This window comes from Streptomyces sp. NPDC046821 (genome assembly GCF_040645335.1).
Lineage (GTDB): Bacteria > Actinomycetota > Actinomycetes > Streptomycetales > Streptomycetaceae > Streptomyces.
In genome coordinates this window covers 1-25278 of record NZ_JBEYYB010000026.1, presented here as the reverse complement: position 1 = coordinate 25278, position 25278 = coordinate 1, and the positions used below count along the sequence as shown (strand labels likewise).

Here is a 25278-nt window from a genome sequence, read left to right as displayed (position 1 = left end):
TGCGCCGCGGAGTGCCTAGGTGGGCCCTCCCTCGTGCGGGTTGCGGGGGAGGGCCCACATGCTTCTGCCACCTGCTCCTTTGGGCGCAGGTGGCAGAACCGTAGGTGCGGTGATGCGGAACCGTTCGCCCGCTGACACCACGTCAGGCAGTGCGCCTGGCCGCCTCCTTGACGCCTCCGACGGAGGCGGCCGCCAGCACTCGCCGTACTTCCCTGCACGCCGCCGGGATCGGGCCGATGACCGGTACCGGGAAGCGGCCCTGCAGGGCCTCGGCCGCCTCGCCCAGGGGGCCGCCGCCGATGATCACTGCCTGGGCGCCGTCCTCGGTGACGCAGGCCTCGACCGCTTCGGCCAGGCGCTCGCGCATCACCTCGGGGGTGGCCGCCAACTCGTGCGGGTCGCCGGGAGTCAGCCGTATGCCGGTGTACTGGGACGCGTGGCCGAGCAGTTCGACACGTGCGTCGATGGCTCGGGCGAGACCGGGAGTCGTCGTGGCGATCCCGAAGCGGCGACCGCCTTCAGCCGCCTCCGCCATGGCGGCCTCGGCGATCCCGACGACGGGAACCGGTGCCACGGCCCGCAGTTGCTCGATCCCCGGATCGCCGAACGCGCTGACCACCAGGGCGGCGATCCGCTCCCCGTCGGGACCCGAGAGCAACTGCCGTGCGGCGGCGACCACATGCGGACCCGCGGCCCGCAGCACGTTCTCCTGGACCAGCATCGAGGGCCCCTCGGCGACGGTGACGCCGCGGACCTCGAACCCGTCCTCCGGCCGCAGCGTGCGCCGGGCGATCCCCGCCATCATGTCGGTCGTGGGCCGAGAGGTGTTCGGATTGATCAGTGCTACGACGCTCACTTGCCGCTCTCCGAAGTGTCGTCCGCCGCACCCGCCGGCGCAGCACTGCCCGCGGCGCCGACCGATGCCGTTTCCGGGCCCTCCTCCATGGACTTCCCGAACGTCTCCGGCGGCACCTGTACGGCGATGGCGAGGCCCACGAAGAGGATGCCGAGCAGGGTGAACATTCCGGCCATGCCGTAGGAGTCGAACGCGGCACCGGCGAGGAGGGGCGTCAGACCGCCGGCGAGCGAGCCGAGGGCCAGGATGATCGACGTACCGAACGCCCTTACGCGGGTGGGGAATTGCTCGGGCGCGAAGATCCAGATCGTCGTGTTCAGCGTGATGATGCAGCAGTTGACGGCCGCACCGAGGATCAGGATCAGCGCGACGTTGGTCGCCAGGAAGCCGAAGGCGAACGCAGCGGCGCAGCCCAGCGCGGCGGCCACGGTGAGGACGATCTTGCGCGGTATGTACCGCGCCGCGGTGGACGCGACGAGCGCTCCGACCAGCGAACCGGACTGCATGACCAGCGTGAAGACCAGCGACTTGGTGATGCTGTGGCCCTGGGCCACCAGGATCGTCGGCATCAGGGACAGGATCGAGATCTGCGCGCCGTACGACATGCAGACGGCCACGCCGAGGGAGATGGTGCGCCGCCTCATCACACCGGCGAAGACGTCACGCAGCCGGTTGCGCTCGGGGACGACCTTTTCGCCGCTGTCGACCGCCGTGATGTACCGCTTCGGCTCGCCGAGGTCGCCGCGGAGCTTGCCGGAGGCGAGCCGGTTGAGGACCAGGTTGGCCTCGTCGACCTTGCCTCTCGACAGCAGGTAGCGAGGCGTCTCGGGCACGAACCGGCGGTAGAAGAGCACCAGCAGCGCGGGCACCGCGAGCAGCCCGAACAGCCAGCGCCAGCGGTCCGGTCCGGAGAACATCGTGAAGACCAGGACACCGAATCCGGGCGCGAGCATATTGCCAAGGCCGCCCGCCGTGACGTTGATGATCCCGACGGCGGAGCCGCGGTGCCGGGCCGCGAAGAACTCGCTCATCATCGTCACGGCGATCGCGATCTCACCGCCGAGACCGAAGCCGACGATGAACCGGCCGATCGCCACCACGGAGTAGACAGGCGCGAAAGCGCAGATCAGCGCACCGAGCGAGAACAGCAAGAGGTTCACCGTGAGCATGGCCCGGCGGCCCATCTTGTCGCCGACGATGCCGGTGGTGAGCCGGCCGAGAGCCGCGGCGGTGAAGGTGATGGTGTTCAAAAAGCCGAGCTCGGCGGCCGAGGTGCCCCACGATTCCTGCAGTACGGGTCCCACCAGGCCGACCGCGTTCTGTTCCAGCGCGTCGAAGAACACGCCCATCAGCACCATGGCACCGATCTGCCGGTGCGCGCCCGTGACGCCGATCCGGTCGAGCGTCTCTTCCAACTGACGGTGCCGCGGGCTGGCGTCCGTCTTCGTAACCACCGGTGGAGCTTCCATGCGCGTCCTTCCCGAGCAGAGCAAGATCCCGAATAATGGGATCCCAAGTTTTGACACGCGGAAGTTTCATCTGCTGGCAACGGTGGAGTCAAGGGGTCGTCAAGAACCGTTTTGCCGAGGGCAGTTGGGCGCGAGGTGGTGTGGCCCCGACCGCCAACTGGGCGTGTGGGCAAGCCAAGTGGCGAAAGCGCGGGTGTGGTGTGTCGGTTCGCCCGCGAGGGGTGTCGCGGCGGGCCGCACTCGGGTACGGTGCGCGCTGCGCGAGGGGAGCGGGTTACGGGGAAGGGTGACCGACGTCGATGGGTGACCGACGGCGCACGAAGTCGGTCGGTTACGAAGCCGACCGGTTACGAAGTCGTGATGCCGACTCGACTCGCTCAGCTCAGCTCAGCCGAAGAGCCAGTTGATGGTCCGCTCGCGGGACGCGCGAACGTGATGCCGGGACGCGGTGGCGGCTCGTTCGGGGTCGCCGGCGGCGATCGCCTCGGCCAGCGCCTCGTGCTCGGACTGGATGCGGGGGAAGTCCTCGATCTTGTGGCGGAGCCACTGGACGCGCCCGACGATGGGCTCCAGCATCTTGGTGAGCGTCACGTTCCCCGACAGGGCGGTGATCTCGTCATGCAGGCTGGAGTTGGCGGCGTGCACGGCCGCGGTGTCGCCGGCGCAGGCGGCCTCGCCGGCCCGCTTCATCGTGGCGGCGAGATCGGTCGGTGTACCTTCGGCGACCCGCTCGGCGGCCTGCCGCGAGGCCAGAACCTCCAGCGCCTCACGGATGTCGTACAGCTCGGACACCTGCTGCCGGTCCAGCGTGCGTACGACCATGCCGCGGGTGGGGAGGTGCTCGATGAGGCCCTCGTTGTGGAGGATGCGCAGGGCTTCACGCACGGGCAGCCGGGACACCGAGTACTGCTGCGCGAGCTCCTGCTCGACGAGCCGGGTGCCGGGCTGGAGCGTGCCGTCGTAGATGCCGTTACGAAGGTGCTCGCCGACGATCTCTCGCAGGGGCTTCTTGTTGCGGTACAGCTTGGAGGATGACGACGTCACGGTCCCTGCTCACACTCCTTCCGCGGGCCGGACGGAAGCGCCGGTACGTCCGCCGCGAACATCTTCACCGAACGCGACCGGAGGCCGACGGCCGGAACTTCCGGGGTGCCCTCATGGAGAGGGTAATTGACGGGGATGCCACGCCGAGGGCGACCCCCGTCGCAGCTCGCGCTTGGCCCCGATTCGTTGCGCGAGGTACAGCATGTACAGCAGGGAAGTTGCTCCTGCGCTCGTTCCCTCGTGGTGTGATCTGTTCATGACCGCCGCGACATCTCCGGGCTGGCCGCATTGCGGACACGGAGCCGCCCCCGACTCTGACCCCGTGGGCTGCCGGGGGCGTCGGGTCGATCCGTTCGACGAATGCGTAGCCCATCTCTCTGATGTCGACCGATCCGCTTATCTGGCTGGACTTCGGCCTGGCGACGACATCGACCACCGGGGTGCCGCCTTGAGCCGAGAGCTGTTGGGCGAACTGCTCTCGGCCCTCACGGACCCGACGACTGACCGTCCCCGCTTGGGCCGTGCCTTGTTCTCTGGGGCGGAGTTCGACAGGGCCGACTTCGACGGTGTGCAGTTCGACGGTGACGCCGCATTCGATGAATCAACCTTCAGTGGTCGGGCCGCGTTCAATAGGTGCGTGTTCGGCTGCGATGTCACGTTCGACGGTTCGATATTCCACGGGAACGCCTGGTTCGGCAAGGTGAAGTTTGGAGCTGTATCCCGATTCAGGGGCGTGGCCTTCAAGGGTAATTCGTGGTTCATCAGTACGTCTTTTAGAGGTGACGCTTGGTTCAATGCAACGCAGTTTGATGGCGGCGCTCGATTTGAAGGGGCGGCGTTTGACGCTGACGCCCTGTTCACCTATGCGACATTCCCGCAGGCGCCGCAGGTAGGGCCTCTGACGTGCAGAGGCGTGCTGGACATAGCGTGGGCGACGTTCGGAAGCCCCGTGATCATCGAGGCGGCGGCACCGGCCCTGCGATGCCACCGGACGCGCTGGTCTTCTACGGTGACACTGCGCCTCCGATACGCCGCCGTCGACCTGAGTGACGCCGTCATCGAGTACCCGATGAGTATCGCTTCGTATCATCGAGAATTTACCTTGCCGGAGAATTCTCAGCCGCTCCCTCCGGAGTGCGCTGGCGCGGCCGGCCGCCGACTCGCTGGATGCTCCGTCGGACGCTGGCCGAGGAACACCACTGGCGGGCGCGCCGCAGCGCACGCGCTGACGGCTGGACCTCAGCGCCGGACGGTGCGGAGGTGCTGGAGCCTCTTGCGCTGGCGCCTGTGTACCGCCAGCTACGGAAAGCATTGGAAGACGGAAAACACGAGCCGGGCGCAGCCGACTTCTACTACGGCGAAATGGAGATGCGTCGTCACGCCGATGACATCCCCTGGTCCGAGCGTGCCCTGCTCACCATGTACTGGCTGTTGTCCGGCTACGGTCTCCGTGCAGCCCGCGCGCTGGGCTGGCTCATCGTGGCCATGGCCACCACCATCGTTCTGCTGATGGGCTTCGGTCTCCCCGACGAGACTCCGAAGCAGGAGATCGTGAGGGAGATGGCCGATGGCGAGTGGACGACCGTCATCGACAAGCCCGAGCCGAAGAATCCGACCGGAGACCGCTTCACGAGCAAGCGGTTCGAGAAGGCCCTCAACCTCACCTTCAACTCAGTGGTGTTCCGTTCCAGCGGTCAAGACCTGACGACGGCCGGCGGGTACATCGAGATGGGCTCACGCGTGTTCGAACCCGTGCTCCTGGGCTTCGCAGCCCTTGCCATCCGTGGCAGGGTCAAGCGCGGTAGTTGAAGCCGGTGTTGACGGGCGCTGGATCGTTGGGCTGGATCAGCGCCCGAGTTCGGCGTAGCGCACGACCTGGACGGCCAAGCCGATGACAACGGCCGTCTCGGCCAACGAGACCACGAGCAGGGGCCACCGGACCGGCCCGAGCAGCCAGTAGACGACCAGTGCCGCAAGTGGTGCCCCGCAGAATGTCATCAGATCCACGGCGAGCTGGAATCGCTTACGTGAGCGACGGTGCACGTCGCGACGGTGCGCGGATTCCCATCCGAACGCCGTTGCCTGATTGGACGTCAATTCTGCAAGACGAGGGGACAGTTCGTCTCGTATGTACCGGCCTACGGCCGAGATCTTCTCGTCGTTGACCAGGTAGGTCCACCCCAGGACGACCGACAGCGGGGGAAGTAACAGCAGCATTTCAAGGTGCCCGCCCCGGGCCAGCGTGGAGCCGATGACCGCTGCCATGACGCCCAAGGTGGCGTAGATGAGGTTGTCGCGGAAGCCGATACGGGCTCGCTGCTCCTCCTTGATCTGCTCGTACTCGGCAAGCAGGACCTGGACGATGTCGATCACTTTTATTCATTCTCCAGTCGGGCCAATTGCGCTGCCAGGCCGGTGAGACCAGTCTTCTCCGCGCCGCTGCGGAGCCGGGACAATTCAGGGGTTTTCAGGCGCAGTTGGAGAGACAGGCGAGCGATCAGGTCTTCCGCCTCCTGTGCGGTGATCTGCTGACGCGAGCCCATTCGTTGGTCCAGCCGGTCGAGGAGGGCGAGCTTACGTGGCGTTTCCTCCCGGCACCACACGCGGAAGAAGCGGCTGCCGGCCATGCGGTAACCACCGATGCGGGACCTGGGGATGCCCTCCTCGCCGAACGCGGTCGCGGGCAGCGACACCGACCAGGTGCCGTCCTCGTCCTGCTCCGGTGCCACCGAGTCGAGACCCAGCTCGCGGAGCCACTTCTGGGCGGACCGGAGGAGGCGCTCGTCAGCCTCGGCGTCCATCTCCTCGGTGTCGAGAACGCTTGTCAACTCCGGTGTGCGGGCGCAGAGTTCGCTGAGCTCAGGATCGTGTGCGGTGCCGGCCTCGGCTTGTCCGTATACCAGGAGTCCGTCCCGGCCACGCACCAGGTAGACAGGCAGGAAGACGAGCGTCTCGCTCACACACTCCACAGCGTCCAGGGCGACGGGCAGGTTGAACCGGGCCCTGTCCTTGCGGTCTTTGAGGCGGGCGAGGGCAGAGCGGTCGAAGCCTGATGCCGTGCAGATCGGTGTGAAGCGAGGGTAGTGGCTGCTTCGCACTGCCCGGTCCATCTCTTCGGCGGAAAGAAGCGTCACGACCTTGTCGTCGTAGTGGGCTCGCGTCAGCGGGGTGCAGCTCAGCGCCTCGAAGTACAGCTTGCGACGGTCCTGACGGGTGACCACGTAGCGGATGTCGTCGTCCACGGAGCGCTGCCCCAGCGGCGTCAGACGCAGCCGGCCTCCGGCCCCTTCCTGCAGGTGGCCGATCGCGGTCAGGAAGCGGACGGCCTGTGCGACCAAGGCGCGGTCCAGACCGAAGAACGTGGCGAGCTCGTCCACCGTGTGGAGGGAGCCGTGACGCAGTCCGCGCTCCAGGAACCGGTCGATCAGGTAGAAAGCCTCGCCTTCGGTGACGTCGGCGCGGATCTCCACCTCCCAGACCGGCAACAGCAGGGCGTACAGCCGGGAGGGCACGATGCCCTGGCCGAAGGCGGCGTCCTCCAGAACTCGCTCTTCGGGGAACTTGATCAGGCGTGGAGCGGCCGTCACGGTCGACCTCTTTCCGAAGGTCGGCCGGCGGTTTCGCCGACGTCCGGGACGGTTTCGTCCAAGGCGGTCATGACCTCTTGGTAATCGCGCAGATCACCCCGATCGAGCAGATGCCGATGCAGGTCGCCCATGAGGGTGCGGAAGCCGGGGTCGTCCGCACGCATCAGAGTGCTCAGGTCACCTGTAAGGACCAGTTGGGTCTTGGCGCGGGTGAAGGCGACATTGGCGCGCCGCAGTTCCTTGAGGAAGCCGATACGGCCCTCGGGATTACTGCGCGTGAAGCCATAGAGGACCACGTCGCGCTCTCCACCCTGGTAGGAGTCGACGCTGCCGACCGAGGACTCCGCGAGATCGGAATTACCGATCAGCGGCGTCAGGTGATGGACGACCTCCGCGCGCTGGGCGAGGTAGGGGACGATCACCACCCACTCGGTACCCCGGCGGTGGTAGAAGGCGGCCAGTCTGGCCAGGAGGCGTGCTTCACAGGGGTTGGAGGGGCCTTTGTGGCCGCGGCCTTCGGCGCGACGACTCCCGTGCTCTCGACGGAGGCCGTCAGGCAGCGCGGAGGTGTCCACAAAGGCCATCGGGCTCGTGAACAAGGCATCGGAATGCTGGTGATTCTTCTCCGTGAGCAGTTCGCCCCCATAGAAGGAGGTCGAGATGAAGTCGGCGATCTCGGCCGGCATACGACGCTGACGGGTCAGCTGCACGACATGGGAGGAGGGCAGTCCGGCACGCAGGCGTTCCAAGGCGCTCTGTGACATCAGCCTGACCAGTTCAGGGTCACCGGTGCCCTGGGCCCACTCGTCCACCTCAGTGTCGCGGAACGGCGGCAGTTGTCGGTCGTCACCGACCAGGACGCCACGGCGGACCCGGGTCAGCGGCACCAGCGTGTCCGCGACACCGATCTGCCCGGCCTCGTCGACGATGCCCAAGTCGAAGTCGACTCCTGACAGTTCCGCACGGGATGCGGCTCCGATGCAGGTGGCGCCGACCACCTGGGCGTAACGGACGAGTTCGGGCACCAGGTGGCCCGGGTCCTGGCCCATGGCCGCTTGCCACTGCCGAGCCAGGTCCTGGCGGCGGGAGAGCAGCGGGATCCAGCCGTCGAGCTGCCCGTACAAGGTGCGCAGCGTGGCCGCCGCTTCGGCCGAGTCAGCCACGCGATCAGGCATGAGAGCGCCTGGTACGACTGCGCGGAGCGCGTGGACGGCCATGTCGCCTGCCTCGTAGGCAGACTGGACGCTCTTCGCGAGGCGGCCTTCCGTTGCCTGACGTGTCGCCTGGGCTGCGATCACAATGGCGTCCTCGCGGACCGCACGCTCTGCCTCGGCGCGCGCTGCTTCGGTCTGTCGGAGCACATCGGGTGCCTGGGCCTTGAGCCGCTGTATCTCCGCCGCCACCGTGGCGAGCTCTGCTTCGTGGCGTTCTGCCCGGGAGCGGTGCAGGCGACCGGTGAACAGGGCCTTGGAACGCTGCCGTTCGGACTGGGCCTTCTTCTGCAGCCGCGCGGCACGGTCACTCAGCGACACCAAGGTCGATTCCCGTCCCTGCTCCTCATGGTGCAGTGCTGCCAGCAACTCCTGGGCCGGTGCGGCTGCGGCTCGGATCGCCTCGTGCAGACGCAGGGCCGCGGTGTGCGCTTCCTCGGCCAGACCGTCGACCTCGTGGAGACGAATGGCGAGTTCACCTGCCCATGGTTTTACGGCTGCTGCCTCACCATAGGCCTGGGCGCGCTGGGCCATGGTGTGCCGGATTTCTGCGGAGAGGCTCTCCGCCTGTTCCTCCAGGAGCAGTGGTTTGACGTCCGCGTGAACCTTGCTCTCGTCCCCGACCCGGATCACCACGAGATCTCGTGGCAGTCGAGCCAGCACGTTGTCCACGGCACGGTTGGTGTGGGAGGTGACGAGTACTCGGCCGCGGTCGGCGGCTGTCGTCGTCGCGGCGCTGTGGGCGATCTCCGTGATGGTCCGGGTCTTCCCGGTCCCGGGCGGACCGAGCACCACCAGCAGGTCTTGGGTGGTCAACGCCTTGCGGAACGCTTCGAGCTGCTCGGGGTCGAGTCCCTGGTGCGGCTGCGCGATCGTGTCGGGGATCGTACGCACCTGGTGTTCGACCACAGCCGGGAGGAGACCGGCGTTCTCCGTGTCCTGTCTGCGGAGGCTCGCCACGGCCTGTCGCTGCTTGTTGAAGATCACGCTGTTCGGGATGAGTTCCAGAGCGCCGCGCGCCGGCAGGCGGTCCCACGACACCGGCGTATCGAAGCGGACGGTGACGGAACAGCCCGACGCCCGGCTCACCTTCCCCCGGGTCTCCGTGTCCCCCTGAACGCGGACGAACGCGCCGGCCGGTGGCAGCTTCGGCTCGATGAGCTCGAATTCGTAGACGGGGTACGGAGTGCTGCCGCGCTTACCACCGGTCGCCCTGAGCCGCTGATACGCGAAGGGAGCGGCCTGGCGTTCCTCCCGGGTGGTGATTTCCTCCGTCGCGTCGATCAGCCGGTCCACCGAGTCGAGGAACCCGGACTGGGCTTCGCTGACGGCAGAGATCCCCGGCTGCTGTGACTGCGCCTGTGCCTGACCGAGGTTCCGCCAAGCCTGCTCGAGGACCTGCCACTGGGCGTCCGATCCCTCGGGCACGGCTCTCAGTTCGAACGCCATGTGCCATGCCGGCGGGCGGACGATGAGGTAGGACTTGGCGAGGCGCGCGTGGTCGGCGAGGCGTAGCGGATCTATGCGCTTGACGAGGTAGCCGGTTCCTCGCTTCGTAGCCTCGAGGAGGATCCGGTACGTACTCGTGTGAACGAACAGGGATGGTTTGTACTTGCCGTTGGCCGGGCTGACGCTCACGGCCACGCCACGTTCCAGCTGGTTCAGATCGTGCACGATCTGTGAGACGTCGGGTGGTGGACCCGCACTGGATTCGGCGTTCGCGCGAAGCCGGTCGTCAAGTCCGAACCCGGGGACGAGGACCAAGGGAGCGCGCAAGGTGACGGTGGTGACGGACATCGGCGACGCTCCTCAGCGCTGGGGCGGCGGGACGGACGTCAGCTCACGCGCGGCGGCGAACAGAGCGATGCGGAGCGTACGGGCCTTCGGACGGCCACTCGGGTCTTCTTGCAGTGCGCCGGCGACCGCGTGGACGAGACTCTCGGGTACGGAGGCCGAACCTCGGTAGGCAGGCAGCCCGGGCTCGGGGATGCGGCCGGTCAGTGCGCGGTGCAGTATCGCGCCCAACTGGTAGACGTCGGTGGCGGGCCCGGGGCGGACGCTGGAGCCGTGTCGCTGTTCGGGTGCCTGATAGGGCCCGGCGTTCTCGCCCCGGCGGGGCGGCACGGTGGCCAGACCGAGGTCGCGCAGCACCATGTGCGGTCGCTGCATGACGACTGCGGTGGGCCGGAGCGCGCGGTGGGAGAATCCTCCGTCGCTCAGCCGCTCAAGGAATTGGGCCACGTCGGCGAGGCCCTTCACGATGGTCCACAGACGCAGCGGGTCCGTCGGCGCAGGGGATTCGGGTAGCAGTTCATGCAGTGTTCCCACCGGGCGGCCCGACATCGGGTCATTCGGCCAGGCCAGGGCGAGGGTGGCACTGTTCCCGCATCGGGACAGCTGTACGACGTCAGGGCCGCGGAGGCTTCGGCACAGCTCGGCCTCCTGTTCGAGCAATCGCAGGGGGTCGAAGTGGTTCGGGCCGGGTAGCGGTCGTACCCACTCGACTTGGCGCAGCCAGGCGTAGGTGCCGCGGGTATTCCCGTCAGGCACCAGCCGTGCCACGGACTGACGTCGGAGCACGTCGCCGTCCCGCGACTGGTGGTCGAGGTCTTCGGGGCCTTCGTACAGCAGGTACTCCTGTCCCACGACCTTGACGACGGGCCCGCTGCCCCAGGCGGCCGATTCGGGGGAGCGGTCAGGTCCGGACACCACGACGACGGTGGGCGCGGCAGGTGAGTCTTGGGGCGCCTGCCTTTTGGGGCGCAGGTCGCGCAGGACGCGCAGGGCGAAGGCCGCGGCGTGCCGCGCGGCGGTCTCCTGCGAGCCTGCGGCGTCGCGTGTGGCCTTGTTCTGGTCGGCGAAGTCACTGATGCCGCGGATGGAGAGGGCACGCATCGCGCGGTTCATCCTGACCGCATGGCTGATGCCGTGGCTCTCCATGTCGACGGCCGCGGCGTCGTTGTAGTGCCGGCGGATCCGCCGGAGTGTCTCGGAGTCGCGGTGGCCGAGCAATACGTCGCCTGACGCGATCGGCTGGAAATGAACCCTGGGCCGGGTGGTGCTGCTCTCCGGGGCGAGGAAGGCCCACGGTTCGTTGCGGCGGGCGGAGCGCACCAATTGGTCCATGTCGTACGCCGGCTCCCAGGCGTCAGGGCGGGCGGCGAAACCGTCCGTGCTCTCGCGTCCACCGTGGTAGCCGTAGACCTTGCTGGCGACGACGACGTCACCGAGGTCGATATCGTCCTTGAGCGCACCGGCGACGCCGACGAAGAGCACGGCCTCGGCGTCGAAGTGCTCGATCGTGGACTGCGTGACGAGGGCCGCACGGGTGTTGGTGGGCCCCGTCTCCGCCAGCGCCACATCCCAGTTGAGGCCGGGTATCCGGCCGACGTCGAGGAGGGTGCCCTGCGGCAGCTCGACCTCGTCGACGTCCGCCATGTGTCGGCGCACCGCCTCGTATTCCACTTGCAAAGCAGTGAGTACGACCACGGTTGGCCGCCGCCCTCTTGCTCCCCCCAACGGAAACCCTCACCTTCGCAGGATCTGAGACCGAACCTCACGAGTCCCGACGGTTGTACCGCCCGGCACGTGAAGCGCAAGAGGGATCACTCTAGCCCGGGCTCCGCGAAGGGTGTCTGTCAGTGAGCCGCGCCTGATGCAGGCCGCCTGAGCAACAGGGGCGAACGAGCCATGGGGCGGCTGTGCCGATGGTTGCCCTTATGGGGGCTTTGCGGACATGAACACGGCAACGCCGCGGCCGTGCGGGACCGGTTCCTCAGCCGGTGCCAATGCCCGCCGGTGCGCCACCGTCTCCCAGCACCGCGTACCGCGACGCGCCCTCGCCGGCACCTCAGCCAACCCCCGGCAAGTCCGGCACAGCCGCCCGCCTCTCCTGGCACATCGACGCCATCTCACGCGCTGTGCCCCGATTCGCGACTGCTTCGCGTTGTGACCGAGGGGGTCCCGCCGCGCTGCAGCTAGGTGCATCTGCGCGCGCTGCGCCGCCGCATCCATGACCTGGGCTCCCGGGCGCCGGGGGAGCGGAGCGGGGCGACCCGCTCGTGGGTGATCGTGGTCGCGATGGAGGCGCTCGGTGTCCGCTGGGTCCTCGAACGGCCGGCAATCCCACCCCAGGTGCACGTTCCCGCCGTTTGGATCATGCTGGAGGTATGGCACACACCGCGCCGGTGACCGTGTACCCGCCCCGATCGGACGGCGGGCGACGTGTGACGATTCGCGGCAAGGACGTGGGGACCGCCTACAACCTTCTTGACGTCCTCGAATTCCTGCGTGCCAAGGGTCTCCCCGAAGCGGACACGACCATCGACGACCCGGCACTCATCGACTGGCACGGGGCCGGCCCGGACTACTGGGGGCCGGACGGTCCGGAAGTGGCTCCGTGACACCAGGATGACAAGAGGGTATTGCCCCAGGTCAGGGCTTTGTCAGCCGGTCGACCAGTTCGCGCCAGCCCGCCTCCACCCGCTCCAGCGGCATCCCCCGCTCCACCGTCAGGTGGTGCACCAGGGCCGCGTCCGTCGTGGCGAGCAGTGTGTGGGCGAGGAGATCGATGTCGCCGGTCACGCCCGCCTGGCGCAGCAGGATCATGACGTGGGTGTGGCGCAGGCCGGCCGCAGGCACTGAGTAGTTGCGCAGCGGGTCCGTGCGGGCGGCGAGGATCAGCTCGTGGTGGTCCCGCTCATGGCGCATGAGCGCGGGCCCGAACGCGTACAGGCGCTCCAGGGCGGGCGCGTCCGGGCCCAGGGGGGCAGGGCCCGACAGGAACGCGGCCTGGAGCTGCTGCTCCCGGTGGTCCAGGAGGGCGATGAGCAGCCCGGTACGGTCTCCGAAGCGCCGGAAGACCGTGCCCTTGCCGACGCCGGCGGCCGCGGCCACCGCCTCCATGGTCAGATTGGTGGCCCCGCAGTTGCCCAGCAGGCGGGACGCCGCGTCCAGCAGACGGGTGCGGTTACGGGCGGCGTCGGCCCGGAGAGCAGGGGCTTCGTCGGCGGAGGTCAGGGTGAGGTCGGTCGGTCCGCCCAGGGCGCCGGGCGTCGTGACGAGAGGGGGGATCGGTCCGGTCATGACTTCAGCGTAGCGTCGAAAACAAGAAGTGGACCGCGGTCCGGATAAGTGGTACAACATTGAAACGGACTTCGGTCCGGTTACGCCGAGCATGAGTTCGTACCCACATATCAGGAGTTCGCCATGTCTGTTCGCATCCTCGCCCTCGTCGGCAGCCTCCGCGCCGGTTCGCACAACCGTCAGCTCGCCGAGGCCGCCGCCAAGCACGCCCCGGCCGGCGTCGACATCGAGATTTTCGAGGGCCTCGCCGACGTGCCGTTCTACAACGAGGACATCGACGTCGAGGGCAGCGTCCCCGCCGCCGCCGCGGCCCTGCGTGCCGCCGCCGCGCAGACCGACGCCTTCCTCCTCTTCTCGCCCGAGTACAACGGCACCATGCCGGCCGTCCTGAAGAACGCGATCGACTGGCTGTCCCGCCCCTTCGGCGCCGGCGCCATCTCCGCCAAGCCGGTCGCCGTCGTCGGCACCGCGTTCGGCCAGTACGGCGGCGTGTGGGCGCAGGACGACGCGCGCAAGGTCGCCGGCATCGCCGGTGGCGCGGTCCTCGAGGACGTCAAGCTGTCCATCCCCGGCTCCGTGACCCGCTTCGCCGAGCTGCACCCGGCCGACGACGCCGAGGTCGTGACCGGCCTGTCCGAGGTCCTCTCCGCCCTGAGCGAGAAGGCTGCCGCCTGACCTTCCAGGCGCTCACAGCGGCCGGAGGCCCGGGACGATCACCGTTCCGGACCTCCGGCCGCCGCCGTTTTCCGCCATCCCTCCGGCTGCCGCCGTTTTCCGGCATCCCTCCACACGACGCTGCGGTCGCAGAACCCGACACCTTCGGCCCCCTTGCCGACCCGAGTGGCTGACACGCGGCGCCCCCCGGAGTGCGGGCGACCGCAACTCCCTGCCTACGATGCAGCGGTGACCCCCCGACCCGTACGGCCCCCCCGGCCGCGGCCCACGCCGCGGCTCCTCGGGCTGCTCGTCGGCGCCGTCCTCCTGGGCCTGCTCGGGATGCACGGCCTGGGATCCATCCCCATGGGCACGCGCGGCGAGGGGTATTCGGCCTCCGCGCCCCCGATGCGTATGGGCACGGCGACGGGTCACCACGTCGCCCCGGAAGTCGCACCGCAACACGCGTCCAGGGCTTCGGCCCCTGAGAAGTGTGACCACGAGAACGGCGGCGGCTGCGACGGCTACATGGCCCACGCCGACTCCGTGTGCGCCTCGGCCTCCGTCGCCGGACCGCCGACGCTCGTCGACCCCGCGCTGACGCCCGACGTCAGTGCCTGCCCCGCGCAGCCGCAGGGCCGCGTCTCGTCGGCCGTCGGCGAACCCGACGGCGGCCGTGCCCCGCCCTCACTCTCCGAACTCCAGCTCCTGCGGATCTAGAACGGCCCGCGTGGTGCCGTACGCCCGACGGGCGGCGCCGCGCTCACGCGAGCCCTTTTCCCGGACCAGCACCAGGAGTTCAGGCATGACTTCGATCCGTACGCACCTCCGCCGCGCCACCCTCGCGACCACAGCGGCGGCTGCCGCATTCGTCCTCGCTTCCTGCGGCAGCGACAAGCCCGCCGCCGAGCACGACATGGGGGCGGAGTCCCCGTCCGGTTCGGCGGCCGCTGCCGCCGGGGCGACCGGTCACAACAGCGCCGACATCACCTTCGCCAAGGACATGATCCAGCACCACCGCCAGGCCGTGGAGATGGCCGCACTGGCCACAAGCCGCGCCGGGTCCCAGGACGTCAAGGACCTCGCCTCCAAGATCCAGGGGGCCCAGGACCCGGAGATCGAGGAGATGTCCGGCTGGCTCACGGCGTGGGGCGAGGACGTTCCCGCCGACATGTCCGGCATGGGTCACGACATGTCCGCGCCCATGCCCGGCATGATGAGCGCCGGCGACATGGACACGCTCAAGAAGGCCTCCGGCGCCACCTTCGACAAGAAGTTCCTCGCCATGATGGTCGACCACCACGAGGGCGCCGTCACCATGGGCAAGACCGAGAAGGCCGGCGGCAAGTACGGCCCCGCGACCCGCCTCGCCGCCGACGTCGTGACCGCCCAGACCACCGAGATCGCTCAGATGAACAAGATGCTCGGCAAGACCGCGTAGGCATGTCCACGTAGGCATGTCCACGTAGGTACGTCTACGCAAGACCGGTGAGCCCCAGTGGGCCCCGGTGTGGCCGAGTGACGGCCGCGCCGGGGCTCCACCACAGGTCGTACGGCAGACGGGGGACCCCTCCGCCCTACGACGTATGGAGGCACGCTCGCGTATCCACCGCACGACCGGTGACGCGCGGCGCGATCGGGGGCATTGTGGGGGGCTACTCATTACATCGGCCGCCCGGCAGGTATGCCCGATGGAGGTGCGATGTCCACACAGGGCCACCGTTTGACCATCACCGAACTTGCGAGCTGCGACGGTTGTGCCGTGCTGCGGGTCAGCGGCGAACTCGACCGCAGCGGCGAGGAACTCTTCCTGGGCACGCTCGGTTCCCGCGTCGACGCGGGTCACCCGTACCTCGTCCTCGATGTCACCGCGCTCACCTTCTGCGACTCGCGCGGCCTGTACTGCCTGTTGGCCATGCGCTGGCTCCTCGACCGCCGGGGCGGCAAGCTCCTGCTCGCCGGGGCGGGGCGCAGGCTGACCGAACTGCTCACCCACACCGGCAGTGTTGACCTGCTGCCCGCCCAACAGTCCGTAGGACAGGCTCTGTTGACCCTGCCCGCGTCGCACCGTCCTCGCTGGCCCCCGGCCCCGAGCCCCGACGCTTCGGCCATCGACGGAGGTACCAACGGGAGTACGGACGGAAGACCCGGGTAGCAGCCCGTCCACGACGCGCTCCCTGCCTGGGGCGCCCTGTGCGTTTCCGGGAGAGACGATGGCGGCCACGCCCCGCAGCAATCCTGTCGGCACGGACGCGGGCACGGCCACGTACGCCGAACCGCCCACCGCCGAACCGCCCACCGCCGGTCCGTGCGACCTGGAGTCAGTGCCTTCCGCCCTGGCGGACCTGCCGTCCCTGCCCGACCCCGCGATCGTCGACGCCACCCACGCCAGAGCACTCTCGAAAACCCTGTTCACACGCCTCGACTCCCTGGAGGAAGGCACCCCGGAGTACTCCTACGTACGCAACTCCCTGGTCGAGCTCAACCTCGCCCTCGTCCGGTACGCCGTGGGCCGGATGGGGGTGCGTTCCGAGTCGTACGAGGATGTCGTGCAGGTGGGGACGATCGGGCTCATCAAGGCGATCAACCGGTTCGACCCGGGACGGGGCGTCGAGTTCCCCACCTTCGCCATGCCGACCGTCATCGGTGAGATCAAGCGCTACTTCCGCGACAGCACCTGGGCCGTACGTGTCCCGCGCCGGCTCCAGGAACTCCGTATCGACCTGACGAACGCCTCGGCCCACCTCGAACAGGTCCAGGGGCACGCGCCGACCGTGTCCGAACTCGCCGCGCATCTGGGCCTGTCCGAGGACGAGGTCGTCGAGGGCCTGGTCGCGGCCAACGGCTACTGCGCGACCTCCCTTGAGCACCCGAACGACACCACGGACCCCGAGGAGACCCTCGCCGGCCACATCGCCTTCGCGGACCCGGGCCTCGAGAAGGTCGAGGACCTACAGGCACTCCAGCCGCTCGTGGCGGCGCTCCCGGCCCGCGAACGCCGGATCCTCGCGCTGCGCTACGGCGCCGAGATGACCCAGAGCGCGATCGGAGAGGAGCTGGGGATCTCGCAGATGCACGTGTCCCGCATCTTGTCCCGCACACTCGGCCACCTGCGCGCGGCACTCGTACAGGGGAGGTAACCGGGCCGACCTCAATCAGTTGAGGCACCCCCAGGCGTCCCAGGCGCCCCCGCCCGGAGCCCGTCCATCACCAGGTCGAGCAGTCGTGCCGCGCGTGGGTGCCAGTCGCCGTGCGGGTCGATCTGCCAGATCCCGGCGATGGCGAGCAGGAAGTCGTCCGGGGTCACCCCGGGGCGGATGGTGCCCGCGTCCTCGTTCGCCGTGAGCAGCAGCGTCACGGCCGCCATCAGCGGGCCGTGACTGAGACCCATCAGGCTGCCGTGCGTCGTGGCCTTGCGGAGCGCGTCGGCCAGGCCCGCCTTCGCCATGGCGTACTGGGCGAGCCGGTCCATCCAGGCACGCAGGGCCTCCGCCGGCGGATGCGTCTTCAGCAGCTGGGGCGCGGCGTCCGCGACCTGCTCCACCTCGTGGCGGTAGATCTCCAGGACGAGGGACTCGCGGTTCGGGAAGTTCCGGTAGAACGTGCCCTGGCCGACGCCCGCCTTCTTCGCGATCACGCTGAGCGGGGCGTCCGCGGACAGGGTCAGCTCGGCGAGCGCCACTTCCAGGATGCGGTCGCGATTGCGCTGCGCGTCGTAGCGCAGCGGCGCGCCCTTCCTCTGCTGCACCCCTGCCCCTTCCGGGAATCGCGGACCGGAACGCCATCGTTCGCCCACCGGAACGCCCTCGCTCACCGGAACTCCCTTGCTAAGCGGACAACTGTCCGTTAGGTTTTCCGGTAGCGGACAGCTGTCCGCTTAGGTCCACCATAGCGGCGACCCGGCGCGAGTGAACAGGTGGTGACCGGTGCAAGCGGCTTTCCGGCCGACGACCACGCACCGGACCCGGAATCACGGCACACTTCCCGCTACGCACAGCCCTCGCACCCCATCAGTGAAAGAAGGCTGATCATGGCCCCATCGACGTCCAGCGTCGTCACGCTGAACATCAATGGCGAGAAATACACGCTGCCCGTCGACCACCGCACCACCCTCCTCGACGCCCTGCGCGAGCGCCTCGAACTGCCGGGCACCAAGAAGGGCTGCGACCAGGGCCAGTGCGGCGCCTGCACCGTGCTCATCGACGGCCGCCGCGCCGTCTCCTGTCTGCAGCTCGCCGTCGCCTCCGAGGGGCGGGCGATCACCACGATCGAAGGTGTGGCGGGCGCCGAGGGTCTGCACCCGGTGCAGCAGGCCTTCCTCGACCTCGACGGCTACCAGTGCGGTTACTGCACGCCGGGCCAGATCTGTTCGGCCATCGCCGTGATCGAGGAGCACGCGGCGGGCTGGCCCAGCGCCGCCACCACCGACGTACGGCCCGAGGCGGGAGTCCCCGAGCTGACCGCCGACGAGATCCGGGAGCGGATGAGCGGCAACCTGTGCCGCTGCGGCGCGTACGTGTCGATCGTCCAGGCCGTCGCCCGCGCGGCAGCGGCCAGTACCAAGGGTGCCGGGAGCACCGAGACCACGGAGGCCGTGGCATGAGGGAATTCGGCTACCAGCGGGCACAGGACGTGCCCGGCACGGTCGCGCTGCTCGGGTCCGACCCCGAAGCGCGAGTCCTCGGCGGCGGCACCAACCTCGTCGACCTGATGAAGACCGGCGTCGAACGCCCCGGACTCCTCGTCGACGTACGGGAGTTGCCCCTCGACCGCATCGAGGAGACGGACGACGGCGGACTGCGGATCGGCGCGACCGTCACCAACAGCGACCTCGCGGCCCACCCCGAAGTCCGGCGCCGCTACCCGGCGTTGGCGGCCGCCGTCCTCGCCGGCGCCTCCGGCCAGCTGCGCAACATGGCCACCGTCGGCGGGAACCTCCTCCAGCGCACCCGCTGCGGCTACTTCACCGATGTGGCCAAGCCCTGCAACAAGCGCACCCCCGGCAGCGGTTGCCCCGCGATCGAGGGCGAGCACCACAACGGCGCCATCCTCGGCGCCACCGCACACTGCGTGGCCGTCCACCCCTCCGACATGGGCGTCGCCCTCGCCGCCTTCGACGCCGTCGTCTCGTACGAAACGGCCGACGGCACCGGCGAGTTGGCGCTCGCCGACTTCTATCTGCCCGTGGGCAGCACCCCGCATCTGGAGACCGCGCTGCCGCCCGGCGCGCTCATCACCGCCGTCACACTGCCGCCCGCCCCGGTCGCCGCCCACTCCCGCTACCGCAAGGTGCGCGAGCGCGCGTCCTACGCGTTCGCGATCGGCTCGATCGCCGCCGCCCTCGACGTCCGCGACGGAGTCGTCCACGAGGTGCGCCTCGCGTTCGGCGCCGTGGCGTCCCGGCCGTGGCGCGCCACGGAGGCCGAGCGCGTACTGACTGGAGGCCCGGCGACCGCCGAGGCGTTCGCCGCCGCGGCGGACGCCGAGCTGGCCGCCGCCGAGACACTGCCCCACAACGGCTACAAGGTGACGCTGATGCGCAACCTCGTCGTCGCCGTGCTGACCGAGCTGACCGAGACGAACGAGGGGGCCGCACGATGACCACGACGACCACGAGCGTCCCGGTGACGGGAGCCGTCGGCACCTCGTACACCCGGGTGGAAGGCGTCGACAAGGTCACCGGGGCCGCCCGGTACGCGGGCGACGTCCCCTTCGCCGAACTCGCCCACGGCTGGCTGGTGTTGTCGACCGTCGCGCGCGGCCGCGTCCGCTCCGTCGAGTCCGACGCCGTCCGCGGGATGCCCGGCGTCCTCGCCGTCCTGCACCACGGCAACGCGCCGCGCGTCGACGGGGACTACATCGGGATGCTCGGGAAGCCCGACCCGATCGTCGAGGTCTTCCAGCACGACCGCGTGCCGTTCGTCGGCTGGCCCGTGGCACTCGTCGTCGCCGAGACGTCCGAGCAGGCCAGGGAGGCCGCCGAGGCGCTCGTCGTGCACTACGACGAGGAGCCGCACGACGTCACCTTCTCCTCCGGCCACCCGGACACGTACACACCGGAAGGCAGCGAGGTCGAGAAGGGTGACCTCGCTGCCGAACTCGCCGCGTCCGCCCACGTGGTGGACGAGGAGTACACCACCCCCGAAGAGCACCACAGCTCGATGGAACCGCACGCGGCCATGGCCCGGTGGGACAACGGCCGTCTCGAAATCCTCGACTCCAACCAGGGCAGCGTCTGGGTCGCGCAGGAGCTCGCGAAGCTGTTCTCCCTCGACCCGGCCTCGGTGCATGTGCGGTCCGAGCACGTCGGCGGCGCGTTCGGGTCCAAGGGCGTCCGCGTCCACCAGATCCTCGCCGTGATGGCGGCGACCCTGCTCGACCGCCCGGTCAGGGTCGTCATGACCCGCCGCCAGATGTTCTCCCTCGTCGGCTACCGCAGCCCCACCGCCCAGCGCGTCAGGCTCGGCGCCGACACCGACGGACGGCTGCGCGCCCTCGAACACCAGGCACACTCCCTCACGTCGAAGGTCCACGAGTTCGTCGAGGGCAGCGCCGGTTTCGCGCGCTCGATGTACGCCTCCGACGCCCACCGCAGCGTGAACCGCGTCGTGCGTCTCGACGTACCGACCCCGACCTTCATGCGCGCACCCGGCGAGGCCCCCGGCTCCTTCGCCGTGGAGTCCGCGCTCGACGAACTCGCCGAGCGCTCCGGCGTGGATCCGATCGCCCTGCGCGCCCGCAACGAACCGGACGTCGGCCCCGTCTCCGGGCTGCAGTTCGGCTCCCGCAACCTCCTGGCCTGCTACGAGGAGGGGGCCCGCAGGTTCGGCTGGGCGGACCGCGACCCGCGTCCCGGCGTTCGGCGCGACGGGCGCTGGCTGGTGGGCACCGGCACCGCCTCCGCCACCTTCCCCGTGGTCGTCATGCCGTCCACCGCGGCCGTGACGGCGGAGGCCGACGGCACCTTCACCGTCCGCGTCACCGCCTCCGACGTCGGCACGGGCGCGCGCACCGCGCTGACCCTGCTCGCCGCCGAGACCCTGGGCGTCTCCCGGGACCGCGTCGACGTGCGCATCGGCGACAGCGACTTCGGCCCCGCGGCGATCTCGGGCGGCTCCATGGGCACCCGCTCCTGGGGCTGGGCCGTCACCGCCGCCGCGAAGGACCTGCGCGAACAGCTGGCGCTCGGCGGCGACATCCCGCCGCAGGGCATCACCGTACGGTCCGACACCAGCGCCGCCATCGGCGCACTCGCCCAGCGCGAGCGGTACGCGTACGGGGCGCAGTTCGCCGAGGTCGCCGTGGACGTCACCACCGGCGAGGTGCGCGTCCGCAGGATGCTGGGGATGTTCGCCGCGGGCCGGATCGTCAACCCGCTCACCGCGCGCAACCAGCTCGTCGGCGGCATGGTCTGGGGCCTGTCCATGGCGCTTCACGAAGAGGCGGTCAGGGACCGGGCGACCGGTGGCCACGTCGGCGCCGACTTCGCCGGCTACCACTTCGCCGCGAACGCCGACGTACCGCTGATCGAGGCCGACTGGGTCGACGACACGGACCCGGACGACCCCGTAGGGATCAAGGGCATCGGCGAGATCGGCATCGTGGGCGCCGCGGCGGCCGTCGCCAACGCCGTCTGGCACGCCACCGGCGCCCGCCACCGCCACCTGCCGATCCGGCCCGACCGCGTCCTGTCGGCCGGCGCCCCGGCCGCGGAGGCCCGCGATGCTTGACATCGCCGACGAGCTGCACCGATGGGCCGGGCAGGGCCGGGAGTTCGCCGTCGCCACCGTCACCTCGGTGAGCGGCAGCGCACCCCGCCCGCCCGGCGCGGCCCTCGCCGTCGACAGCGAGGGCACGGTCATCGGCTCGGTCTCCGGCGGCTGCGTCGAGGCCGCGGTCTACGACCTGTGCGCCCAGGCGCTCCAGGACGGCACCACCGTCCTGGAGCGGTTCGGCTACAGCGACGAGGACGCCTTCGCCGTGGGCCTCACCTGCGGCGGAGTCATCGAGGTCCTCGTCACCCCGGTACGCGCGGACACGCCCGGCCGGTCCGTCCTCACGGCGGCGCTCGCCGCCGCCGCGCAGGGCGGAACGGCCGCACTCGCCCGGGTGGCCCGGGGCCCGGCCGAACTCCTCGGCAGACCCCTCCTCGTCCACCCGGACGGCACGTACGAGGGCGACCTCGACGGTCCCGAGGCCCTGGACCGCACCGTGGCCGCCGAGGCGCGAGCGCTGCTGGCCGTCGGCCGGACGGGCACGTTCGACCTCTCGGCGAGCGGCTCCCACTGCGAGGCCGACCTGACGCTCCTCGTCGAGTCGAGCGTGCCGCCGCCCCGGATGATCGTCTTCGGCGCCGTCGACTTCGCCGCGGCGCTGGTGCGGGCAGGCAAGTTCCTCGGCTACCACGTCACCGTGTGCGACGCCCGCCCCGTCTTCGCCACGCAGGCCCGCTTCCCGTCGGCGGACGAGATCGTGGTCGAGTGGCCCGACCGGTACCTGCGGCGCACCACCACCGACGAACGCACGGTCCTGTGCGTGCTCACCCACGACGCGAAGTTCGACATTCCGCTGCTCGAGGTCGCGCTGCGGCTGCCCGTCGCGTTCGTCGGCGCCATGGGCTCGCGCCGCACGCACGAGGACCGCGACAAGCGGCTGCGCGAGGTCGGCCTGACCGACGACGAGCTGTCGCGCCTGCGCTCGCCGATCGGCCTCGACCTCGGCGCCCGCACCCCCGAGGAGACGGCCCTGTCCATCGCGGCGGAGATCGTCGCCGTCCGGCAGGGCGGCACGGGCGTGCCGCTGACCGGCTCGACCGCTCCGATCCACCGTGACCCGGCCGGCCCCGCCTGAGCCGGCGGCGCCAGCCGCACGGCCTACTCGTCGCTGGTCGAGGAGGGTGAATATTCCTCACGGGGCCGCCGCCGGATTTCGGTCAATGAGGAGTGACGGTTCGGGTGAAGACGGGATGGCGACGCGCGAAATATTTCTGGATCACTGGGCTCTGAAGCCCGATTCGTGCTAGCCTTGACGAAGTTGCAGTTGTGGTTCCCATAGATACTTCAAGTGCCTTAGGCGACTTCACGTTGCCAGGCACTTTTCTATTTCCGGGATGTATTTTCCGGGCGGGGCAACATTGCAGCGACGCCGAGGTCCGCAAGGTGCGGGCCCAGGGCATTGCCCCGAAGGAGATTTACATATGGCTACCGGCACCGTGAAGTGGTTCAACTCGGAAAAGGGCTTCGGCTTCATCGAGCAGGAGGGTGGCGGCCCGGACGTCTTCGCCCACTACTCGAACATCAACGCCCAGGGCTTCCGTGAGCTCCTCGAGGGCCAGAAGGTCACCTTCGACGTGACGCAGGGCCAGAAGGGCCCGCAGGCCGAGAACATCGTTCCCGCCTGACGCTGAAGCACCCAGCACAGCTGGTACCCGCACCCTCGTGGTGCGGGTACCAGCTCGTTGCTGTTTGAGGGGTCACCCGCCCGGCAGGCAGGTCCGCCGGGCGCCGCGGTGCCCCCGCGGGGCCCACGGACGCCGTGTCTCATTGGTCAGGTCCGTCCGGGTTCCGGCCGTTGCGGTGAATTCCCCGCAATTACTACTTCCGGCAGCGCCACTCTCCGAGTACCGGCGCGCCAGATGATTTTCAGTCTGTTATTCGGCTCGTTCTTGCAATTCGTCCGGCCCAGCTGCGCCGGGAATTCCTCGATACGTGCCATATCGAGGAAGGTTCTCCTTGAACCGTTCAGCTCGCACGAACGACCGTTACTCCAATCCCCGCAGGGGTTCCGCCGGCGGCGACCGCGGCGCCCGTTTTCGCCAGGGTCAGGGCCAGGGCCATGGCCAGGGGCGTCCCGGCCAGGGGTCCCGAGGTCAGGGGCGCAGGCCCGCCGCACCGCAGGGCGAGTTCGCTCTCCCCGTCACCGTCACGCCCGCCCTCCCCGCGGCCGAGACGTTCGCTGAGCTCGACCTGCCCGCCGAGATCCTCAAGACGCTCACGAGGCTCGACGTGACCGTGCCGTTCCCGATCCAGGCGGCCACCCTGCCGAACTCCCTCGCGGGCCGGGACGTCCTCGGTCGCGGCCGTACGGGATCGGGCAAGACCCTCGCGTTCGGTCTCGCGCTCCTCGCGCGCACGGCCGGCAAGCGGGCCGAAGCCAAGCAGCCGCTCGGACTCATCCTCGTCCCCACGCGTGAGCTCGCCCAGCAGGTCACCGAGGCCCTCACCCCGTACGCGCAGGCACTGAAGCTGCGGATGGCCACCGTCGTCGGCGGCATGTCCATCGGCCGCCAGGCGGGAGCGCTGCGCAAGGGCGCCGAGGTCGTCGTCGCGACGCCCGGACGCCTCAAGGACCTCATCGAGCGCAAGGACTGCCGCCTGGACCGGGTCCAGATCACGGTCCTCGACGAAGCCGACCAGATGGCCGACATGGGCTTCATGCCGCAGGTCACCGAGCTGCTCGACCTGGTGAAGCCCGACGGGCAGCGGATGCTGTTCTCGGCCACCCTGGACCGCAACGTCGACCTGCTGGTCCGCCGCTACCTGAACGACCCGGTCGTCCACTCGGTCGACCCGTCGGCCGGCGCGGTCACCACGATGGAGCACCACGAGCTGCACGTGCACGGCGCGGACAAGTTCGCCGCCGCCACGGAGATCGCCGCCCGCGACGGCCGCGTGATCATGTTCCTGGACACCAAGCACGCCGTCGACCAGTTCACCAAGCACCTGCTCGGCAGCGGTGTGCGGGCCGCCGCACTGCACGGCGGGAAGTCCCAGCCGCAGCGCACCCGCACCCTGGCCCAGTTCAAGGCCGGTACGGTCACGGCGCTCGTCGCCACGAACGTCGCCGCGCGCGGCATCCACGTCGACAACCTCGACCTCGTCGTCAACGTCGATCCGCCGAGCGACCACAAGGACTACCTGCACCGGGGCGGCCGCACGGCCCGCGCGGGCGAGTCCGGCAGCGTCGTCACCCTCGTTCTGCCGAACCAGCGCCGCGACATGAGCCGGCTGATGCGTGACGCCGGTATCCGGCCGAAGATCACCCAAGTCCGTTCCGGCGAGGCCGAGTTGAGCCGTATCACCGGTGCGCAGGCGCCGTCCGGCGTCCCGATCACGGGCAGCGCGCCGACCGCGGAGAAGCCCAAGCGCGGCGGTGCCCCGTTCCGTGGCATCGGCTCGCGTCCCGGCCGTGAGGGCGGCGGCTCGCGCCGGTCCGCCGAGGCCCGCCAGCTGGCCGACGCCCGCAAGGCGGCCCGGGTCCGCCGCGCCGGCTGACCCGTACGTACGAAGGCCGGGGCGGCCCCGTCCGCCCCGGTGCCCGCGCTTTGCGGTGAGGCGCTCGGGCTCGTCCGGCCGTACCTCGTCGCCCACGAG

General features: G+C 69.6%; 22 protein-coding genes and 1 pseudogene. 14 read left to right on the top strand and 9 right to left on the bottom strand.

The window, feature by feature from the left end; genetic code table 11:
- Window positions 1–142: 142 nt before the first annotated feature.
- The 3 genes from ABZ893_RS35065 to ABZ893_RS35055 form a co-directional block, all read right to left on the bottom strand.
- Window positions 143–856, bottom strand: a complete 714-nt coding sequence (locus tag ABZ893_RS35065) for an aspartate/glutamate racemase family protein (protein WP_361412214.1) — start codon at window positions 854–856, stop codon at window positions 143–145.
- The gene (locus tag ABZ893_RS35060; protein ID WP_361412212.1) at window positions 853–2310 is read right to left on the bottom strand and encodes an MFS transporter; all 1458 of its coding nucleotides are present in this window, start codon (window positions 2308–2310) and stop codon (window positions 853–855) included. Before ABZ893_RS35060 ends, ABZ893_RS35065 begins: the two co-directional genes overlap by 4 nt.
- 402 nt (window positions 2311–2712) lie before the next feature.
- On the bottom strand, window positions 2713–3369 hold the full coding sequence (locus tag ABZ893_RS35055) for a GntR family transcriptional regulator (RefSeq protein ID WP_361412210.1): 657 nt from the start codon (window positions 3367–3369) through the stop codon (window positions 2713–2715).
- A gap of 202 nt (window positions 3370–3571) precedes the next feature.
- Here ABZ893_RS35055 and ABZ893_RS35050 point away from each other — a divergent pair.
- Window positions 3572–4180 (top strand): annotated as a pseudogene (locus ABZ893_RS35050) (pentapeptide repeat-containing protein); the annotation flags it as partial.
- A 356-nt stretch (window positions 4181–4536) separates the two neighbouring features.
- Window positions 4537–5178 (top strand): hypothetical protein, encoded by a 642-nt coding sequence (locus ABZ893_RS35045; RefSeq protein ID WP_361412208.1) that lies wholly within the window; start codon window positions 4537–4539, stop codon window positions 5176–5178.
- A 36-nt stretch (window positions 5179–5214) separates the two neighbouring features.
- On the opposite strand, the gene ABZ893_RS35040 is transcribed toward ABZ893_RS35045, so the two are convergent.
- From ABZ893_RS35040 to ABZ893_RS35025, 4 genes are all read right to left on the bottom strand, one after another.
- Window positions 5215–5742, bottom strand: a complete 528-nt coding sequence (locus ABZ893_RS35040) for a hypothetical protein (RefSeq protein ID WP_361412206.1) — start codon at window positions 5740–5742, stop codon at window positions 5215–5217.
- A 2-nt stretch (window positions 5743–5744) separates the two neighbouring features.
- Window positions 5745–6956 carry a hypothetical protein gene (locus ABZ893_RS35035; protein ID WP_361412204.1) on the bottom strand — a complete coding sequence of 404 codons (1212 nt, stop codon included), beginning with the start codon at window positions 6954–6956 and terminating at the stop codon, window positions 5745–5747.
- Complete coding sequence (locus ABZ893_RS35030) at window positions 6953–9463, bottom strand: AAA domain-containing protein (protein ID WP_361412202.1); 2511 nt, start codon at window positions 9461–9463, stop codon at window positions 6953–6955. Before ABZ893_RS35030 ends, ABZ893_RS35035 begins: the two co-directional genes overlap by 4 nt.
- Before the next feature lie 513 nt (window positions 9464–9976).
- Window positions 9977–11656 (bottom strand): hypothetical protein, encoded by a 1680-nt coding sequence (locus ABZ893_RS35025; RefSeq protein WP_361412200.1) that lies wholly within the window; start codon window positions 11654–11656, stop codon window positions 9977–9979.
- A gap of 680 nt (window positions 11657–12336) precedes the next feature.
- Between ABZ893_RS35025 and ABZ893_RS35020 the strand changes: the two genes are divergently transcribed.
- Window positions 12337–12570, top strand: coding sequence for a hypothetical protein (locus ABZ893_RS35020; protein ID WP_361412198.1), 234 nt, complete (start codon window positions 12337–12339; stop codon window positions 12568–12570).
- 31 nt (window positions 12571–12601) lie between these two features.
- Here ABZ893_RS35020 and ABZ893_RS35015 read toward each other — a convergent pair whose 3' ends face one another.
- Window positions 12602–13252, bottom strand: coding sequence for a TetR/AcrR family transcriptional regulator (locus tag ABZ893_RS35015; RefSeq protein ID WP_361412196.1), 651 nt, complete (start codon window positions 13250–13252; stop codon window positions 12602–12604).
- 123 nt (window positions 13253–13375) lie between these two features.
- On the opposite strand from ABZ893_RS35015, the gene ABZ893_RS35010 reads away from it, so the two are divergent.
- The 5 genes from ABZ893_RS35010 (at window position 13376) to ABZ893_RS34990 (ending at window position 17046) form a co-directional block, all read left to right on the top strand.
- Complete coding sequence (locus tag ABZ893_RS35010) at window positions 13376–13927, top strand: NAD(P)H-dependent oxidoreductase (protein ID WP_361412194.1); 552 nt, start codon at window positions 13376–13378, stop codon at window positions 13925–13927.
- 228 nt (window positions 13928–14155) lie between these two features.
- A complete protein-coding gene (locus ABZ893_RS35005; protein WP_361412192.1) occupies window positions 14156–14626 on the top strand; it encodes a DUF6153 family protein in 471 nt (156 codons plus the stop codon).
- Window positions 14627–14711: 85 nt separating this feature from the next.
- Window positions 14712–15347, top strand: coding sequence for a DUF305 domain-containing protein (locus ABZ893_RS35000; RefSeq protein ID WP_361412190.1), 636 nt, complete (start codon window positions 14712–14714; stop codon window positions 15345–15347).
- Window positions 15348–15608: 261 nt separating this feature from the next.
- Window positions 15609–16061: an STAS domain-containing protein gene (locus ABZ893_RS34995; RefSeq protein WP_361412188.1), complete on the top strand. Its 453-nt coding sequence runs from the start codon at window positions 15609–15611 to the stop codon at window positions 16059–16061.
- A gap of 58 nt (window positions 16062–16119) precedes the next feature.
- Window positions 16120–17046, top strand: a complete 927-nt coding sequence (locus ABZ893_RS34990; RefSeq protein WP_361412186.1) for a SigB/SigF/SigG family RNA polymerase sigma factor — start codon at window positions 16120–16122, stop codon at window positions 17044–17046.
- 11 nt (window positions 17047–17057) lie between these two features.
- Here ABZ893_RS34990 and ABZ893_RS34985 read toward each other — a convergent pair whose 3' ends face one another.
- Window positions 17058–17654 (bottom strand): TetR/AcrR family transcriptional regulator, encoded by a 597-nt coding sequence (locus ABZ893_RS34985; RefSeq protein ID WP_361412184.1) that lies wholly within the window; start codon window positions 17652–17654, stop codon window positions 17058–17060.
- 282 nt (window positions 17655–17936) lie between these two features.
- On the opposite strand from ABZ893_RS34985, the gene ABZ893_RS34980 reads away from it, so the two are divergent.
- The 6 genes from ABZ893_RS34980 (at window position 17937) to ABZ893_RS34955 (ending at window position 25179) form a co-directional block, all read left to right on the top strand.
- The gene (locus ABZ893_RS34980; RefSeq protein ID WP_361412182.1) at window positions 17937–18509 is read left to right on the top strand and encodes a 2Fe-2S iron-sulfur cluster-binding protein; all 573 of its coding nucleotides are present in this window, start codon (window positions 17937–17939) and stop codon (window positions 18507–18509) included.
- Window positions 18506–19507: a xanthine dehydrogenase family protein subunit M gene (locus ABZ893_RS34975; RefSeq protein WP_361412180.1), complete on the top strand. Its 1002-nt coding sequence runs from the start codon at window positions 18506–18508 to the stop codon at window positions 19505–19507. Before ABZ893_RS34980 ends, ABZ893_RS34975 begins: the two co-directional genes overlap by 4 nt.
- Window positions 19504–21636: a xanthine dehydrogenase family protein molybdopterin-binding subunit gene (locus ABZ893_RS34970; RefSeq protein ID WP_361412178.1), complete on the top strand. Its 2133-nt coding sequence runs from the start codon at window positions 19504–19506 to the stop codon at window positions 21634–21636. Before ABZ893_RS34975 ends, ABZ893_RS34970 begins: the two co-directional genes overlap by 4 nt.
- Complete coding sequence (locus tag ABZ893_RS34965; protein WP_361412176.1) at window positions 21629–22756, top strand: XdhC/CoxI family protein; 1128 nt, start codon at window positions 21629–21631, stop codon at window positions 22754–22756. The genes ABZ893_RS34970 and ABZ893_RS34965 overlap by 8 nt, the downstream gene beginning before the upstream one ends.
- Window positions 22757–23102: 346 nt before the next feature.
- Window positions 23103–23306: a cold-shock protein gene (locus ABZ893_RS34960; protein ID WP_361412174.1), complete on the top strand. Its 204-nt coding sequence runs from the start codon at window positions 23103–23105 to the stop codon at window positions 23304–23306.
- Between the two features lie 331 nt (window positions 23307–23637).
- On the top strand, window positions 23638–25179 hold the full coding sequence (locus ABZ893_RS34955; RefSeq protein ID WP_361412172.1) for a DEAD/DEAH box helicase: 1542 nt from the start codon (window positions 23638–23640) through the stop codon (window positions 25177–25179).
- The last annotated feature ends 99 nt before the right edge of the window (window positions 25180–25278 follow it).